The sequence below is a fragment of the Hymenobacter aerophilus DSM 13606 genome, assembly GCF_000382225.1.
GTDB classification, from domain to species: Bacteria; Bacteroidota; Bacteroidia; order Cytophagales; family Hymenobacteraceae; genus Hymenobacter; species Hymenobacter aerophilus.
On sequence record NZ_KB907844.1, the window covers coordinates 1 to 16,513 of the forward strand.

At 60.4% G+C, this 16,513-nt stretch carries 19 protein-coding genes; 10 read left to right on the forward strand and 9 right to left on the reverse strand.

What is annotated here, in order from left to right:
- Together H145_RS0118650 and H145_RS23085 are read right to left on the reverse strand one after the other, a co-directional pair.
- A partial coding sequence (locus H145_RS0118650; RefSeq protein ID WP_019949675.1) for a hypothetical protein occupies positions 1–695 on the reverse strand: 695 nt, incomplete at its 3' end.
- Positions 696–750: 55 nt separating this feature from the next.
- Positions 751–1,326, reverse strand: a complete 576-nt coding sequence (locus tag H145_RS23085; protein ID WP_157541813.1) for a thermonuclease family protein — start codon at positions 1,324–1,326, stop codon at positions 751–753.
- A gap of 69 nt (positions 1,327–1,395) precedes the next feature.
- On the opposite strand from H145_RS23085, the gene H145_RS0118660 reads away from it, so the two are divergent.
- Complete coding sequence (locus H145_RS0118660; protein ID WP_019949677.1) at positions 1,396–1,608, forward strand: hypothetical protein; 213 nt, start codon at positions 1,396–1,398, stop codon at positions 1,606–1,608.
- An 85-nt stretch (positions 1,609–1,693) separates the two neighbouring features.
- Here the strand turns inward: H145_RS0118660 and H145_RS0118665 are convergent, their stop codons facing one another.
- Both H145_RS0118665 and H145_RS0118670 read right to left on the reverse strand, forming a co-directional pair.
- Positions 1,694–2,986 carry a site-specific integrase gene (locus tag H145_RS0118665; RefSeq protein ID WP_019949678.1) on the reverse strand — a complete coding sequence of 431 codons (1,293 nt, stop codon included), beginning with the start codon at positions 2,984–2,986 and terminating at the stop codon, positions 1,694–1,696.
- Between the two features lie 241 nt (positions 2,987–3,227).
- A complete protein-coding gene (locus H145_RS0118670; RefSeq protein ID WP_019949679.1) occupies positions 3,228–4,094 on the reverse strand; it encodes a S24 family peptidase in 867 nt (288 codons plus the stop codon).
- Between the two features lie 108 nt (positions 4,095–4,202).
- Between H145_RS0118670 and H145_RS0118675 the strand changes: the two genes are divergently transcribed.
- The 8 genes from H145_RS0118675 (at position 4,203) to H145_RS23535 (ending at position 8,853) form a co-directional block, all read left to right on the forward strand.
- Positions 4,203–4,460, forward strand: a complete 258-nt coding sequence (locus H145_RS0118675; RefSeq protein ID WP_157541815.1) for a hypothetical protein — start codon at positions 4,203–4,205, stop codon at positions 4,458–4,460.
- Between the two features lie 2 nt (positions 4,461–4,462).
- The gene (locus tag H145_RS0118680; RefSeq protein ID WP_019949681.1) at positions 4,463–4,756 is read left to right on the forward strand and encodes a hypothetical protein; all 294 of its coding nucleotides are present in this window, start codon (positions 4,463–4,465) and stop codon (positions 4,754–4,756) included.
- Positions 4,753–5,385, forward strand: coding sequence for a hypothetical protein (locus H145_RS0118685; protein ID WP_019949682.1), 633 nt, complete (start codon positions 4,753–4,755; stop codon positions 5,383–5,385). Before H145_RS0118680 ends, H145_RS0118685 begins: the two co-directional genes overlap by 4 nt.
- A complete protein-coding gene (locus H145_RS0118690; RefSeq protein WP_019949683.1) occupies positions 5,379–5,924 on the forward strand; it encodes a hypothetical protein in 546 nt (181 codons plus the stop codon). The genes H145_RS0118685 and H145_RS0118690 overlap by 7 nt, the downstream gene beginning before the upstream one ends.
- An 84-nt stretch (positions 5,925–6,008) precedes the next feature.
- Positions 6,009–7,127, forward strand: coding sequence for a hypothetical protein (locus H145_RS23820; RefSeq protein ID WP_083937860.1), 1,119 nt, complete (start codon positions 6,009–6,011; stop codon positions 7,125–7,127).
- Positions 7,120–7,863 (forward strand): hypothetical protein, encoded by a 744-nt coding sequence (locus tag H145_RS0118705; RefSeq protein ID WP_019949686.1) that lies wholly within the window; start codon positions 7,120–7,122, stop codon positions 7,861–7,863. The genes H145_RS23820 and H145_RS0118705 overlap by 8 nt, the downstream gene beginning before the upstream one ends.
- Before the next feature lie 12 nt (positions 7,864–7,875).
- Entirely contained in the window at positions 7,876–8,214 is a 339-nt protein-coding gene (locus H145_RS0118710; protein ID WP_019949687.1) for a hypothetical protein, read from the forward strand.
- A 114-nt stretch (positions 8,215–8,328) separates the two neighbouring features.
- A complete protein-coding gene (locus tag H145_RS23535; RefSeq protein WP_071595245.1) occupies positions 8,329–8,853 on the forward strand; it encodes a DUF488 domain-containing protein in 525 nt (174 codons plus the stop codon).
- Here the strand turns inward: H145_RS23535 and H145_RS0118720 are convergent.
- The 5 genes from H145_RS0118720 to H145_RS24380 are packed head-to-tail and all read right to left on the reverse strand — an operon-like array spanning position 8,807 to position 16,017.
- Positions 8,807–9,637 carry a hypothetical protein gene (locus H145_RS0118720; RefSeq protein WP_019949689.1) on the reverse strand — a complete coding sequence of 277 codons (831 nt, stop codon included), beginning with the start codon at positions 9,635–9,637 and terminating at the stop codon, positions 8,807–8,809. The two genes, H145_RS23535 and H145_RS0118720, sit on opposite strands and share 47 nt — an antisense overlap.
- A gap of 36 nt (positions 9,638–9,673) precedes the next feature.
- Positions 9,674–11,542 (reverse strand): DUF262 domain-containing protein, encoded by a 1,869-nt coding sequence (locus tag H145_RS0118725; protein ID WP_019949690.1) that lies wholly within the window; start codon positions 11,540–11,542, stop codon positions 9,674–9,676.
- A gap of 34 nt (positions 11,543–11,576) precedes the next feature.
- The gene (locus H145_RS0118730) at positions 11,577–12,383 is read right to left on the reverse strand and encodes a hypothetical protein (RefSeq protein WP_157541816.1); all 807 of its coding nucleotides are present in this window, start codon (positions 12,381–12,383) and stop codon (positions 11,577–11,579) included.
- 19 nt (positions 12,384–12,402) lie between these two features.
- Positions 12,403–15,723, reverse strand: coding sequence for a type I restriction endonuclease subunit R (locus H145_RS0118735; protein WP_019949692.1), 3,321 nt, complete (start codon positions 15,721–15,723; stop codon positions 12,403–12,405).
- A gap of 15 nt (positions 15,724–15,738) precedes the next feature.
- Complete coding sequence (locus tag H145_RS24380) at positions 15,739–16,017, reverse strand: restriction endonuclease subunit S (RefSeq protein ID WP_157541818.1); 279 nt, start codon at positions 16,015–16,017, stop codon at positions 15,739–15,741.
- Between the two features lie 247 nt (positions 16,018–16,264).
- Between H145_RS24380 and H145_RS23540 the strand changes: the two genes are divergently transcribed.
- The coding region (locus H145_RS23540) for a transposase (protein WP_019948175.1) at positions 16,265–16,513 on the forward strand (249 nt) is incomplete at its 3' end.

Below are 16,513 nucleotides of genomic sequence, written 5' to 3' on the forward strand. Positions count from 1 at the left end.
AGCGGGTAGAACTTGCCGTTCATCTGCTGGAAGAAGTCCACGCCCACGGCCACCACCAGCGACTCGTCGGCCGGGGCCACCAGCGGCAGGCTCAGGCTTTCAGCGGGCCGCTGGGCATTATCCAGCGGCAGCTCCGCCGTACTCACCTCGGCGCTGTTGTAGGTGCCGGTCTCGAAGTTGAGGCTGGCCACGGCCGCGTTGATGCGGTAGTGGGTCGCCCCCTGCGGGGCGGCCACGTCGCGCGAGGGATTGAGCTCGCCCAGGTTCACCGCGTGGGTGCCGGTAGCCCGGTCCAGCGTGGGCTCCACCTGGCCGAAGTAGGTGCTCGACAAGGCCGAGCCGGCATTGAAGTCGAAGCCCACCAGCGCCGGCAGGTTCTCGGGCAGCACCTGCCGGCCGCCGCGGTCGGAGTCCTCGTCCAGGTTGAGAATCTGCTTCATCTTCTGGGCCAGGCGCGAAACCATGAGCCGGTCGGAGGCCAGGGCCACCACCCGACGCAGCGCGTCGCGCACGAGCTTGCCCGAGGAGGCGGCCGTGGCAAACTCGCTGGCATTCTCGCGCACCCGCTGCATGGAGGCGGACGAGTTGAACTGGCTCTTGTTGGAGCCCTGCTTTTGGCGCACCGTGCCGTCTTTGGCGAAAACGACGCCGCCCACGGTGCCACTGATTTGAATTACGCCGGTCTGACGTGCCATAGTGGTAGGGAAAAAAGGGTGAAAAGAAATTGACTGCCTTCGCTGCGTCTATGCCCTACCGGGGGCAGTCAACCCGGTAGTGCCGCTTTATTTCCTGTTTGAACTCCCGCCACAGCCAGGGCGGCACGGCCGCGGCCACCCCGCAGCGCCACAGCCCCCGCCCACCGGCCTGGGCCCGCTGCTGCTCCTGTACCCAGCGTACCCGCTGCCGGCCCGGCGCATAGGCCCAGTCCCAGCCCCGCGCTACCAGCACCGAATCCAGGGTCACGAGCTGCTGAGTAGGAGCGAGGCGCACGCGCACCGCGCCCAGCGTCCGCCCGTAGCGGTCGGTGCCGGCGCGCGTCAGTTCCACCAGCCCGCCGGCCGCGCTCAGCAGCACCCGCACCGAGTCGGTGGCTGCCGGCCCGAACGGCTGGCTGCGCTCCGGCGCATCCACGCCCAGTAGTCGCACCCGCTCGCGCTGGCTCTGGCTGAGCACCTCATAGGTGTCGGCATCCACCACCCGGCTCACCCGTACCAGCTCCTGGGCCCGCGCCGGTGTGCCGACTACCGCCACCGTCAGCAGCAGCGCCGCCAACCGCCTAAGCAGCAGCGGAACAGGGGGGCGGGGGGAAGTTCGATTCCGTTTCATTCCCGAACCTACTCAGTTGCCCGGCGCGTTGTATCTTCACTTGTCCCAACCGCCCCCACAATACCCCACATGACCCAGGTATGCATTTACCCCAAAGACGCGGCCCGGCTGACCGGTACCCAGTACACGGCCGGTAAGCGCCTGCTGCAGCGCATTCGCGCCGCGCTCGGCAAGCCGGCCGGCTCCTACGTGTCGGTGGGCGAGTTCTGCGCCTACACCCGCCTGCCCGAGCCCGAAGTCACCGCCGCCATCAACGGCGTGCCGGTCCTTCCCCGGCGCTAGCCCCGGCCATGGCTCGCCCGCCTCTTAAGCATGGCTTAAGTATGGCCTAGGTATGGGGCAGGTATGCGCGGGGCCCGCCGGACTGCTAAGCCGCCGGCTCCACCGCGCATACTGCGCCCACCAGCTCGTCTTCCTGCGGCGGGCTGCCTTCCCAGATCCGGCGCATGGTGTGGTGCTGAAAATCCTCCACGATTTTGGCGTAAATCAGCGTGGTCTGGATTTTCTTGTGGCCCAGTACTTTCTGCAGTACCTCCACCGGCATACCCCGCAGCAGGCTTTGGGTGGCGAAGGTGTGGCGGGCCGTGTGCATGGTCACCAGCTCACAGGTCGGCACTGCCGCCCGGATAATGCCGCCGTCGCCCGTGCTCACCAGGTCGGCCGAGCCCGTCAGGCCTGCCAGCCGGGCCACCCGCTTGAGGTAGCGGTTCATCACCTGGTTGGGATGCACCGGCAGCAGCCGCAGCCGCTCAGCGTCGGCGTACTTGTCTAAAATGGCCGAGGCCGCCGCCGTCAGGTAGATGCTCACCCCGGCTCGGGTCTTGCTTTGCACTAGCCGCAACAGCCGGCCCCCGTTCCACTCCTGCAGGTTGCCCGCGTGCAGGGCCGAAACGTCGGAGTAGCGCAGGCCGGTGTAGCAGCAGAACAGAAACGCGTCCCGGGTAGCCACGAGGTTAGCCGGCAGCATGGCCGAGGCCAGGGCCTGCAGGTCGGCGGCCGACAGATACAGCTTGGGGGAGTCGGCCGGCTTGGCCACCAGCCGGCGCAGCTCAATGGGCACGCAGACGGCCCGCTCGTCGCGCAGAAACCGCAGAAACGACTTCAAATCTTTCACGGCCGTGTAGAGCGAGTTGGGGGCCAGCCCGCGCACTTCCCGCAGGTAGCCGAGCAGCGCATCATGGCGGGCCAGATCGTAGGTACCGGGGTCCAGCGGCTGGCCGCTCCACTGCTCAAAGCCCGTAAACCAGTTGCGGGCCACCACGTGCTGGCGCAGTGTCTCGCGCGAGTAGCCTCGCGCCCGCATGGCCTGCCGGTACTGCTCGTAGGCCACGGCCACCGGCCGGACGGTGGGCGGCTCCGGCTCCGGAGCGGGCCGCAGGGCCGCCCGCAGGCCGGCCAGGGTAGGGGCCTGACCGGTGGCCCGCAGCGTGCGCCACCACTTGAGCACGTTGTCGCTCATCAGCCGCAGCAGGTCGTTGGCTTCCTCGGCCAGCGGGTAGGAGCGGCGGAAGTGCTTTTTGTCGGCATTCCAGTCGGCTGGTTTACACTTTTCACCCGTGGCGCACTGGAAGCGGACACCTTCGAAATACACCACCAGATGCACCGGGCAGCGGCCGGCGCGGTCTTTTTTGTCGCTGCGGAGGACAAACTGGGTTACCATAAAAAGGGGGGCGTTAAAGGGGGCGTCCTTCGCGTAGGAAACCCCGGATTTAACGTCGGGGAGTACCGATTCCCCCAGACGCAAAAAACCCGAAAAACGGCTTTCCCGATGGGAGGAGCGGTTTTTCGGGTGCTTTGGGTGGGTAATCTGGAGCCTCCTGTCGGGGCTCATTGCACGGCGCGGAACGCCAGGCAAGTATCTGTTTTACAGCCGGCTACAAGCTTGTAGCCGGCTGTTTGTTTTATAGGGTAGCGTCAGAGGTTGCATCTTCGTCCAAGTGCCGCCGCACCTCATTGCGGTCAAAGCCCAGGGCCTCGATAACATCCCACAGCCGCTCAATCGTCAGGTCCGGTGCGCTTGGGACGTAGCGCGACACGTACCCGCGCACCCGCCACAATTGGCGGATATCAGCCACGTCCATATCGTAAGGCTTGCGGTGTGGATTGTCCGAGAACAGCAGCACCTCTTTTGTGCCAGAGGTCATACGCTGCTTGATGCGCTTGAGCATCACGCTCTCATCCGTCACGACCACGTAGACCTCGCCCAGTTCCAGTAGCCGCGGGTTCTCCACCCACGAGGCCAGCACCACGTCGGCGTGGCGGATGGTCGGCTCCATAGAATCACCCGCCACCTCGAAGGCCCGGATCACGCCCCGCTCGAAGCCCGGAATCCGGTACTTAGGCAACTCCTCCAAGTACACCGCCTCGTTATGCTGCAGCGAATAGCCCGCCTGAGCCAGGATGGGCACCAGCTCGACGTTGGGTTCCCCGTCCAGGCCCATCGTCAGCGTCAGTACCTGCGTGCTGTCGCCCGTTGGCCCGACCGCTGGCTTGGCAACCTGGGGCCGCTGCATTTCCCCCTTACCCATTAGCAGCCAGTCGGGCGATACATCCGGGAACTCGGACAGAATATCCACTAGCGTCTCATACGAGGGCCGCACGTCGCCGGAAAGCACCTTGTAGAGCTTGCTCGTGCGCGAATAGCCCATGCGCTGGTTGGCCTCATAGGTGGTTATGCCATGATGCTCAAAAAGTTGCTTGATGCGCCCACCCGTGTCACCATCCACGCCGGCCGGAACTTTTTTCTTCTGATTCTCAGTCGCTTCCATTGTTGTGCGCCGTTTTTGTTACACATTTTGCGGAAGAATTACCGTTTTGTGTGCTAATTACAGTAGTAATACACTCAAATGTACTAAATGCATAAGATAATGGAAAACATGCCGAAATCTTTTTCTGACACGCCCACCCTCCAGGGCCTGATTAGGTCGCTGGGCAACAAGACCGATATTGTCGGCAAAGCCCAGCAGATTCTCGCCGACCAGGGCCACACGTTCGCCCGCAGCACCATCTACAGCACCATCCAGCGCAACGGCGTCAATAATGCCGTCATCGAGGCCGCGCTGCTCGATGCCGTGGCCGCCGAGAAAAAACAGCGGGCCGACCTCGACGCCCGCCGCCACGCCCTAAAAGAATAGCCATGCAAGCCGTCATCATCATTCCCGAAACGGAGTGGCGGCAGCACTTGGCCCGCCTCGATAAGCTGGAGCAGGCCGAAGCCGCCCGCCAGGCCCCGCCACCCCCGCCCGACGAAGTGCTTTCCACCGCCCAGGCCTCGGTCTACATTGGCCTGTCCATCGACGCGCTCCTGCGGGCCCGCCGCGCCGGCCGCCTGCAGGGCGTGCGCCTCAACGAGAAGGATTGGGGCTTCCGCCGCTCCGTGCTCGACAAGTACCCCCGCCGCTACCACCGGCCCACCCTGCAAGCCGCATGAGCCAGACCATCGTTTCCCTGTTCGACCACTCCGGCCGCTTTGTAGAGCCTTGGGCCGCCGCCGGCTACACCTGCTATTGCGTCGACGCGCAGCACCCGGCCGGAGAAACGTGGCAGGGCAACGTGTGCCTGGTTGGCGGCGACTTACGCCGTTTCGTGCCCCCGCCCGGCCCGGTCGCTTTCGTGGCGGCCTTCCCGCCGTGTACCGACCTGAGCAACGCCGGCGCACACCTGTTCCGGGTCAAAGGCCTGCGGGCCCTGGCTGCCTCCCTCGACCTGGTGGGCGCGGCGGCCGACTTGTGCGACCGGCTGGGAGCGCCTTACTTCATCGAAAACCCCAGGGGCCAGCTCCGCCACTACTGGCGCGAGCCCGACTATCAGTTCGACCCCTGCGAGTACGCCGGCTGGCTCCCCAACCCCGAGCCCGAAGCCTACACCAAGCGCACCTGCCTCTGGACGGGCCACGGCTTCCTGATGCCCGAAAAGCGGCCGGTGTTCCCTGTACGCGGCTCCATGGTGAACAAGGTGCCCGGCTCGAAGAACCGCGCCAACATCCGCAGCCTTACCCCCCGCGGCTTTTCTGCCGCCGTCTTCCACGCCCACCACCAACCCCAGCCCCTCGCATGCTAGCCCAACTCGCTCCCATCGTCGGCCCCGAGGCGGCCACCTCCCTTATCCGCATCCAGAAGGCCCGGATAAAGGACTACCAGCTACTGGCCGAATTCAGCGAGCAGCGCGACCCAGAAGCTCCCATCCGCAGTTTCGCCCTCGCCAGCCAGGAACTCATCCACCCCGACCTGCAGCGCTGCTTCGCCCGCCTCGTTCCGCATCTGTGCCTGCTCTGTGAGCAGCTGAGGGAAACGCCCGACTTCTGGCCCGACGACGAGGCCGAGCAGCTGCCCGCGCACTTTGACAGCTTCACCGTCACGGGCCTGAGCCTGGGGCGCAGTGGGGGAGGCGTAACCCTCATCGGCCAGCGCCGCCTGGCCGGCAACCGGGTACTCAACCTCATCAGCCCCTACGTCGCCTACGAAGCCGAAACCGGCCCCGAATACGACTACGCGGGCCTGTTGGAATTGGCCGTAGCCGAAGCCCTGACCGAAGTGGAAGCCGCCCTGCGCGGCAAACACAACGACGCCGGCCGCCAATTGCCTTTAGCTCTTAGCTAACAGCTTATAGCTGATAGCTCTTCACCCGAAAGAAGCACAGGCTAACCGCTACGCTATCAGCTAAAAGCTAACAGCTTAAATCCCGTGAACTACGTCCAGCACACCCGCGCCGCCCACGAGCACCTGAGCCAACAGGCCCAGGCCCGGCCCCACCATGTTAGTCTGTATTGGGCCCTGTTCTTTGAGTGGAACGCCGCCCGCTTCCCCGCCGGCCTCGACCTCGACCACCCCGCCACCATGCGCGCCGCCCGCATCGGCAACGAGCGCACCTACCGCGCCGCCCTCTATGACCTTGACTCCTGGCAGCTGCTGGCCTACCAGCCCAGCCAGTCGCGCTACGGCCGCAGCCGCTGCTTCCTCACCGACCTGTCTCAATCGCCGCCCGCCATCGGGGGCACTACTGCCCCCGATGAACCCGATGTACCGGGCCCGAAATTGGCCCCGACAAACCCCGGTACCCCGGGCAGTTCTGCCCCCGATGCTGCCCACCCATCGGAGGCAGAAGTGCCCCCCCTGAACCCGCCCACCAGGGGCACAAGTGCCCGCCATGAAAAAGCCGCATCGGGGGCACAACTGCCCCCAGCACTCCGGGCACAAGTGCCCCCCATGCGGGCTGCATCAGGGGCAGAAGTGCCCGAAGACACCTTATATGGTAAAACAAGAGGTTTAAACAGTGTAGTAGTAAACGGTGGTGGCGCACCAAAAAAAAAATGGGAGGGGGGCGAAGGCGAAGGGCTTTCAAGCGTGGAATTGCTCGACGAGCCCAACCCACCAAACGGCGCAGACCCGACCCCTAAAAAGAAAGTTGCGCAAAAGAAAAAGGGGGTAGGAGGGGCCACCATTCGCCAGGTTGGCCAAGCCCAGAATGCCGACGCCAACCCGCCCCCCAAACGCGGCCGCCCCCATCGCCCCGAAGTCCCCTTCGCCGAGTCCGAGCTGGCCGCCTACGAGAATTTTGCCGCCGCCTTCGCCGGCACCGATTACGCGCTAGCTGACCTGCGCTTCTACCATGCCCAAGTCGCCAACTGGCGCAAGAACGGCGAGCCACCTCGCCGCCGCGACTGGAAAGCCACCGCCACCCAATTCATGCTCAACGATGCGCACGATAACCGCCTCAAGCTCGCCCCCAGCCCTCAAGCCAATGACGCTAGCCCCGGAGCACTCTTTGCTCGCACTGGCTACCGCTCCAAGTACGATGCGTGAACTGGCCGCCACGCCCAATCCCGAAGCCCGCGCCTTGCTGGCCGAATTGTCGGTGGGACTGACTATGGCCCAGGCCGCCGCCGCCCCCAAGCTGTTCCAGCTGCGCCGCCAGCTCGGCGAGGTGGTGCTCGTTAAATTGCTCATCGTCATCCTGCGCGCCTTCCTCGACTCGCTCCGCGTGCCCGACAAGCCCGACGCGGCCGACATCCTCGAGCTGGCCGACACGCTGGCCTACACCTATACCCACGAGAGCGTCAAAGACATCATCCTGGCCCTGAAAGAAGCCCGTACCCGCGGCAGCAAGTTCTTCGCCTCGCTCGACGTATCGCGCATCTACGCCCTGCTGGCTGAGTACTTTCAGCGCAAAGCCATCTACCTCGAAACCCAGCACCTCGACCGCAAAGCCCAGGCCGCCGGCGAGGCCACCGCCACGCTCACCCAGCTCCAACAAACCGCCCCCCAGCTAGTAGCCGCCATCGGCCGCCGCATCCCCCTCGACCACCCCAACGCCGAGCACCTGCGCCAGCGCCTCACGCTCATCAACCAGCGCCAGAAGCACGGCCTGCTCCCCGCCGCCGAAGCCGAGCACCAACGCCACCAGCTGCAGCTGCTCACCCAGCGCAACCCCCGTCCCGACTGGCAGCCCAGCCCCGAGGCCCAAAAGGAAATTGACCGACGCCACCGTGCCGAAGACCGCCGCTTAGCTGACAAGTACCGGCCCAATACCGCCGCCTGATTCTCAAACACCATGTCTACCACCTCCCTCACTGCCCACGACCACGCCCACCTGGCCAGCATCATGCTCAACACCAAGTGGGCCAGCATCGCCCGCATCATGCACGAGCTAGATTGGAAACACTACGCCACCCACGGCCGCACCCCCACCGCCGGCGAGCTGCGCGACAACGCCCTGCAGCACCTGGCCAACTGCATCCGCGACGCCCGCACCAACGGCGAATTCGCTTCCGGCCTCGTAACTGGCGACTTCTCCTACGACGCCATGCTCTGCCCCGAAACGGGCACCGTGATAGGCCTGTTCTGCTCCTTCCTCATCAAGGGCCCCGACAGCCTACACGTCGACTCGTAATAGGACCCGATGTGAACTATATGGTGACTGTCGCCACCATATTGCTGTAATCTGACACTGCCAGCAGTAGTCTTATCAAGCCTCCTACGCTTTTACTTCCGTTCTTTGCCTCTTATGAAAAGCCCCTCTGCAGCCTCGATTTTCTCCTGTGGCTACCAATTACGGACCCTCCCCAGCTTCATTGAGCATCTTCACCAGGCCGATGTAAAAATCGTGTTAGATGTGCGCGAAACACCCTGGAGTTACCGGCCTGGGTTTTCAGCCAAGCCACTTCGCGAAGGACTAGCTGCCGAAGGTATTGGTTACGAACACGCTCGTTACGCGGGCAACCCCAAAGCTATTCGCAAACAAGCTGATTCTCATCAGCATTGCTTGGAATTATACGCCGACCACTTGGAGCAGTATCCCGATATCGTAACGCAGTTCGACCAGTGGATACAGCCCCATCTGGCTCAACACACCAACGTGTGCCTGCTCTGTTACGAACGCCACCCCGCCGACTGTCACCGGGCATATCTACTATACCGCTGGCAGAACGTAACTGGTCACGATGTGTCTATCATCCACCTGGACCCCGAAGGAGCCCCCCGCTTTACAAATCAAGACCTAACTGCTGTGCAGGCCTTGGTTTGCGCTTAGGCGAGGCTTTACTTGCCAAATATTCCGCCGTCTGAGGGTACCACATTCCAATTATCCCAAAGTTACCCTGATGCTTGGCAAAGTTGCCCATCAGCAAATGCAGGTCATGCTTTGTAAGGTCCGAGAGTTCACGCATCCGGCTTACGGCAGCCTCTCGCCCCTTTTTGCGGCCCAGTTGCGCTAGGCCCCAGTCCATGATACCGGCAGTGTGCCCACCGGGGCAGTCGGGGTGCGCACACCGCCACTGTAAATGCACCTTGAATTCCTGCGGGTCGAGGTCGCGCATCTGGGGCTCGTCGAATAGTTTCAACCGGCTCTTCAGTGCCTGCATCAACGCCCGATGCTTGCGCAACTCGTCGGCGGGCCGCTCTACCACCCAGATTCTTTCTACCTGCCCCACCTTAATCACCCCGAGCGAAGTCTTAGCCGCTTGCTGGGCCGCCCGCAAATCAACCGCGCAGGGGTAATGCCAAGCCGGGTTTTTAAACAGTAGCTCACGGCGGGCGGCCCAGTTCTGCTTGCTGTCCATCTCGCCTACCACCCGTGGCATGCCCACTACTTTGTAGCTTTCCGGGCGTACGTCGGTCGTGTTGCGCTCTACATTAACCTCTATCCAGTTGTAGAGGCTGTACTTCCCGAATGCTGGCAGGTAGCGCAGCGGTACCGGGTACAAACGGATGGGTGTTCCATCCTCCCTGCACCCGGCTGTGCAGACCACCTCTCCGTACTTTTTGCTCAACTCCGGGTAGGTTTTACCCCAAATCAGAATACGTTCGACGGGCATGGCAATTAGCGCAGGAGAGTGGTTTTTAAAACTGAATTAAGCGGGTCGGGGCCATATCTGCAACGCTAGCTTGGCTAGTTCCTTCCCCCGCTGCCGAATATCCGAAGCGTCCCACAGGTAATCGTCTTCAAATCCCTGGAAGTACACGTTCAAGCGTATTCGACTCTGCTCCGCTATCTTTTTGCGCTTCCTGGAGAAGGGGCCGTTACTGACCGACGAATTTAAGGACCCAGTTAATAGCGTCAAATTGCCCAACTGGTGCAACACTTCTTTTCTCTCTTCTTCGTCGATATAATCCCACGTACCCGCCTCTGGCTGCTGTGGGTACACGTGCTCAATTGTCAAATCAGATTGCAGATGCACCTGCTCCTGTCGGCTGGTTTCTAATTGTAGATCCAGCGCGTGCAGCAACATCTGCAGGCGCGGTTTACTTAGGCACTCATAAAGTGGCTTTGTGCTGCAGGAGGCCTTAAATTCCTCGTCCGCCGGCCACCGCGTGGTTTCGCTGCTCAGCCCTCCTAAAAAGTCCGCTACCGTTGCGCGGGTGATGGTCGGCGCCTCTTCTAGCACCTGCAGCAAATCCAGCGCGATGTTGTTGTAGTTCTTGGGGGTTAACTGGCATACCATCCGCCGCACCAGGTACGACTCCAGGTCGGTTAGAATCCCATCCAATTGCCGGGCATCCGTCTTGCTCTCCCAGCGAGTGTACAGGCCCAGTAGCACAGGATAGAACACGCTGGTATCCATCACCTGCAGGCGGTGCATCAGCGTACTGAGCCTGGAGCGGCTGCCCCGCTCAAAAAAGCCCCGGTACACGTCGCCGTACTGGCGCAGGTTCGCCAGTTCCGTTTCGGCGTTGTCACTGGCCGCCTCCAGCCACCAGCTCCGAAACTCCGTGTACAGCTGCGTAATGGGTAGCTGCTCCTGCCGTTGCAGGGTCAGGAAGTGGAAGAAGAACAAATCCAGCCGGGACCTCTTTAGGCGGCCCTGCCGCGTTTCCTGCTGCCAAAACTTGCCCCGCTGCCCCGAGTCGTCAAACTCCGCCCAGTACTGCTTGTGCAGCTCTTCCAGGTTACGCTGTTGCTTGTTGGCTTCCAGAAACACCAGGTTGCGTATCAGGTCTGATGGCCGCAACTGAACTCCCCGTCCATTCAACGACTCAAAAATTACTTGCGGGTCATCTTCATCCTCCAGCTCTACCATCACCACCTCCAGGCGCTTGGTGATGCACTCCAGCAACGCATCCACCCGCGCACTTATCAGGTCTTGAGATGGCCCTTCGTCCGTCGCCTCTAAGTCTTCGGCCAGTAAGAATGCCTCAAAAACCCCCGTAAAGTATAGGTAAGCCTCCACCAGCTGGGGGCGACGGTCATAGTTCCTCTTGCGGAAGCCCTTGGTGAGCGGAAACAACCTGTTCACTTCCTGCGGCGAACCGGCCGTTAGCACCTGCTCGAACACTTTTTGGTCGCCGCTGGTAGGCCACACCTTAAACTGCTCGTAGGCAAAATCAGACCGGTAGTTGTTGCGCGTCAACCGTTCAAAAACCCGGTCGATACCTTCTACCTCCTGCGCCGCCGCCACGTCGTGCAGTGCCGTCAGCACAATCTGCAGCGTTGTCATGCGCTGCTGGCCGTCAATCACGTTGCGCGCCGGCACGGCACGGCCCCACGTATCCATCTTGGCCAGTACCACCGCCCCGATAAAGTGGTTGGGTAGCTTTTTACGAGCCGCCGCGCTGCCCCGGCTCATCCGCGCCAGTTCCTCCTCGGCCAACTGCTGAATATCCAGCCACAGCGGCTGCCACTGGTCCAGCTCCCCCCACACGTAGGGCCGCTGAAACAGAGGTACCACGAGCCGCCGTTCCTGCTCGAAAATCTGACCTACGGTTAATTTGCTTGGTATCATAATTTCGAAATGAAGGAATACAGTCTTTTAATTTTTACTCTTCGTTCCCGTAAGGAATCCGTTCAAATGCTGCTTGCGTTTCTGCATCTTTTCGTAACTGAAATAAAAGGATATCTTGTCTATCAAGGTTGTAGTACATGTCATCTGGATGTTTTTCCACTACTCCAACGCCGAAGATCTGCTGATACTTAATAATTGCCGTTTTGACAAGAGCTCCGTAGCTGACGTCTAATAAATCTATTAATACTAACTTCTGATCACCAGTCAGTATAGTGTCGTTAATTCTACGGCTGATTACATTAAAGAATTCAGTCAAAATGAAAAATTGCCGCTGATATGTAATGAATTCTTCTTGTCCGATTAGCTTTGTGGCTCCCATTCTTTCAGACGAAGTAATCCTTTGATCATTAAGAATCCTATAGCTAATACTGGGGACATCTAAAAACAAGTGTTGCTGCCGCTCCACAGCCTCGCTAAACCGTTCTACAATTTTTAGCGTCAAGTCAAAAAAGCTTTCATTTGCCTGCCGATCCATTGTTTCTTGAAATTCCTGTCGCTGGCGGTCAAAATCGTTTTTTTGATCTTGCATCAATTGATTCTGCAGCTCATTGGCTTTTATTTGAGCTTGAAACGAACTGTACACCAATAGAAGACCTATTCCATTAATCAATGCCCCCGCTGTCCCACCAATTGTATCACCTATCTGCCCCGTCTGCGTCAATCCTAAACCGTTACTAATTAATGCCCAAATCAGCATTCCTAACGGTATTGAGACAGCCATTAAGGCCATTGTCAATAATACAATTGTTAAGTTCTTTCCTTCAAGCAGCTTAATAGACATTGTATCCTGTTTATGTTACCTACGCCCAATACCGAGCCCCCAGTGTCGCCTGATTCAGCAGGTGCTGATACACAGCATCTCGCTTCTCTAGAAATACATCATTCGGGTACCCTTCCTGCTTACCCGGTAGCTCAGAATCCAGCAGGTCACCGATCATATTCCGCACCTTCATTTGCAGCTGCGGGTTCTTGTGCCAGTCGGGGGTGAGCACGTGCTTCTTGGTGGCGTTATCCTGCAGCTTGGTCAGCAGGTGCTGAGCGGCCAGCTTCACCCGGTCCTTCTCGGCCTGCTTCAGCTCGCCCACAAACAGCAGGTCGAAGATTTCCAGCTCGTCCTCAGTTAGCCCTTCGGCGGCCGACCTTTTGTCCTCCTCCTGCAGCTTGCTCAGGTACTCCTTGAGCGCCGCGAAAAAGGCCTCCACGTCCGAGCTGGCCGTGTTGTACTGCTGGATGATGTCGTGCAGCTTTTGGGCCAGGTCCACCCGGCCTACGTTGCGGTTCAGCAGCTGTTGGGTGCGGTCCTGCAGGAAGGCCACCATATCCGTTATGGCCAGGTTCTTATGAGGCCGCTCCTGGAAGCGCGTTTGCAACTTCTCCAGGTCGATGTTGCTCAGGTTGATTTCCTGCCCGGTCGTGTCAATCGAGTAGCCCTTGCCGCCGCCCTGGGCCACAATGGCCTCGTCAATCAGCGAGTCGGCCTTCACGCGGGCCCCGTCGAAGTTGCCGCTGTCGTCCGTCTGCCGGCCCATGATGCGCCGCACGTACTCCAGCGCGTCCTTCGTACGCCGGTAGCGCCCCAGGTAGGGTCCGCCGCCCTTCAGCAGCTCCTCGGTCAGAATATCCGGCTTGCAGGCTTGGTAAAACGACGTTACCGCCGTTTGATACACCCCAAACTCTTTCTTCAGCTCGTCGGTCTTCGACAGCACATTGGCCATGTCGTCCAGTTGGTTCAGCTTGTCGAAGGTGGCCTTGCTGTCCAGTACCTCCGTCAGGTTCAGGCCCTGTTTGTCCAGGAACTTCACGGCCTCCCCAATAGCGGCGTCCAGGTGGCCCAGCAGCGCCTCGAAGTCCTCGGCGGGGTAGTCTTTCTTCTCGCCCTCCTCGGTGTTCTTGGCCTTGGCATACTTGGCCAGGGCCTTTTCCAGCCGGCCCCCGGCCATCAGCCCGTAGTAGTCCACAATCAGCCCATTGGTTTTGGCTATGGGCACCAGCGTATCATCGGTGGCCACGGCGCCGGCTTCGTCGAGGGCTACCGCTACGCGGTTGGCCCGCGCGATGGTCTGCATCAGCGTGTGGTTCTGCAGGGGCTTATCCAGGTAGAGCGTCGAGACGGTGGGCGCGTCAAACCCGGTCAGCCACTTGGCGCACACAAACACCAGCCGCAGCGGACTGGTGGGCTCCCGGAACCGGTCCTCGATGGTGGCGTGGTCGTCGCCCCAGGTCTTGTTCATCAGGGCCCGGTGGGGGCGGATGTTGAGGCCCAGCTTGTCGAACTTCTGCTCTTCCTCAGCTTCCTCACTCACGATAACGGCCATTTCCGTGGCCTTCATCCACTGCTGGGTGCGTTTCAGCGCCACCCACTCCGGCGTGTTTGGTGCGGCCGCGTTCAGCTGGCCCTGCAATTCTTTCAGCCGCTGTTTCCAGCTGGCCACCACCTTGTCGTACATCTTCACGGCGGTAGGCTTGTCCAGGCTCACCACCATGCCCTTGCCCAGGTAACCCCGGTTCGGAAAGTGCCCCACAATATCCTGCGCCACCGTATCCAGCCGGTCGTTGTCGGTTATCACCGTCACCACGTTGGCGTACTTGCGCGTCAGCCGCTCCTTCTGCTCGTCGCTCAGGTTTTCGTCGGCCATGATTTCGGCAAACTCCTCGTTCAGCGCATCGTTCTGCAGCTGCATCTGCGGCACCCGGTTGTGGTAGTACAGCGGCACCGTCGAGCCGTCGAGTACGCTCTCCTGAAAGTTGTACTGGCTCACGTAGCCCCCAAACCATTCCCGGGTCGTCTCCACCGCATCGAGCAGGGGAGTGCCCGTGAAGGCCAGGTACGACGCGCCCTTGAACGCCCGGCGCATGTTGTCGCCCAGGTCCTTGTACTGGCTGCGGTGGGCCTCATCCACCAGCACCACGTAATCCTCGCCCTGCGTGGTCAGCTGCGGGAACATGCCGCCGCCCTTGCCGGTCGGGTTCTTGAACTTCTGAATCAGGGTGAAGATGATGGGCGTGTTGGCTTTCACCAGCTGGGCCAGGTGCGCGGCGCTTTTAGCCCGCGCCGGCTGCTGCTCATCCAGCAGCCCCGAGCGTACAAACGTCTTCCAAAGCTGGTCTTCCAAATCGTCGCGGTCCGTTACCAGCACAAACTTCAGGCTAGCCCCGCCCTTCAATTTCTTCCGCACCTTCTGCACGAAGTAGGCCATCGAAAAGCTCTTGCCCGAGCCCTGAGTGTGCCAGAACACCCCCAGCTTGCCGGCCAGCTCCTGCCGTTTTTCCAGTGCCGCTACGGTGTTGTTCACGCCCAGGTACTGGTGGTTCTTCGATACAATCTTGGCGCGGTTAGCGTAGAAGAGCACGAAGTTTTCCAGCAGGTCCAGCAGGGTTTCCTTGCGGAACAGCGCCCGCATCACCCGCTCAATGTCGGTTTCGCCCTTGGGCACCACGGTTTCGTTTTCGTCGGCTATCTTCTCCCAGTTGAAGAACTGCTCCCAGTCGGCGGTGTGGCTGCCGACTTTGGTTTCCAGCCCGTTGCTGAGCACCACCACCAGGTTGTAGTCAAACAGCTGCCCGATGTCGCGCCGGTAGTCGGTCAGGTTCTTGTCGTAGGCCTGCCGGGTTTCCTCGGTCGCGTTTTTCAGCTCCACGAACACCAGCGGCAGCCCGTTCACGAACACCAGCAAATCGGGCCGGCGGGTGGCCTTGCCCTTAATGGTGAGCTGCTGTACCACCGCGAAGTGGTTGTTCTCCGGGTGCTCAAAATCCAGGTACCGGACCCGCGTCAGCACGGCCTCGCCCTTGTCGTTCTTGGCTCCCGGCATATCCTTGCCCTTCTGGAGCAGCTGCGTAACGGCCCGGTTAGCCTCAAACCGGTTCATGCCCGGCCGCGGCTCCGTCATCAGCTTCAGCGCATCGTGCAGCACCTCCTCCGGGGCGTGCGGGTTCAGCGCCCGCAGGCTTGCGGCCAGCTGGCTCAGCCGCACCACGCCCCGGGTATCCGCGCGCCCGAATAGCTGGTTGGCTATCGGTTCGTCTTTCTTGTGGAGGTTGAGGTGCTCGTTATAACCTAACTCATTCATCAGCACCTGCACGCAGGCGCGTTCTATATCATCTTCGCTAATAAAGGCCATAGGGGCGTAGTGGGATTAAACAGGAGTGGGAATAGCGTTGGGGACTAACTGACCGCTCAGTAGCCTTGGGAGCAACGCGTCGCGGGTGGCTCGAAGGGTGGCTATTTGAGCTTGTAGGTTGGCAATCTTGCCAAGCATTGGTCTAACCAAAGAGTCGAAAGCTTCAAGTGCTTCATCTTTTGGCACAATGATCTGATATTTTTTCAAAACGCTCCATTCGGAACGTGGCATTTTAGTGCCGTTTGAAATCATGTCAGCAAATTCAATAAAATGGTCACTAAAAACAGTGAACAAGACAAAACCAAGTGCTGCATTACTTCTCGGTTTGATTACAATAGCGTCAGTTGAGCATACCCCTGAAAAATGGCTCAGACAAACTTTGTGGAGATACGCTCTTATTTTCCCAAATAATATGTCGCCTTCTGCAAACTCCAGCTTGTCACTATTGATGTCGTCTGCCGTGCCAGTTTCTTTTATGGAGATGGATTTTACAGACAGGTGCTCTAGGAACTGTTCTCAATTACGGAGTTGTTGATCGACTATGAATGCAGACCGCACGCTATTGACGGACAAGATGTGGGCCGAGTTATCTCCTTTGTTACCGGGGCAAGCCGGGAGTTGCGGGGTCACCGCTGCCGACACGCGCGGATTTGTCGAAGCGGTGCTTTGGCTGGGCCGCACGGGAGCTCCCTGGCGGGACCTGCCGGCGCAGTTTGGCCACTGGCACCGGGTGTACGTGCGCTTTGCCCGCTGGCGCGACAAGGGCGTGTGGGAAAAGGCAACGGCTTGG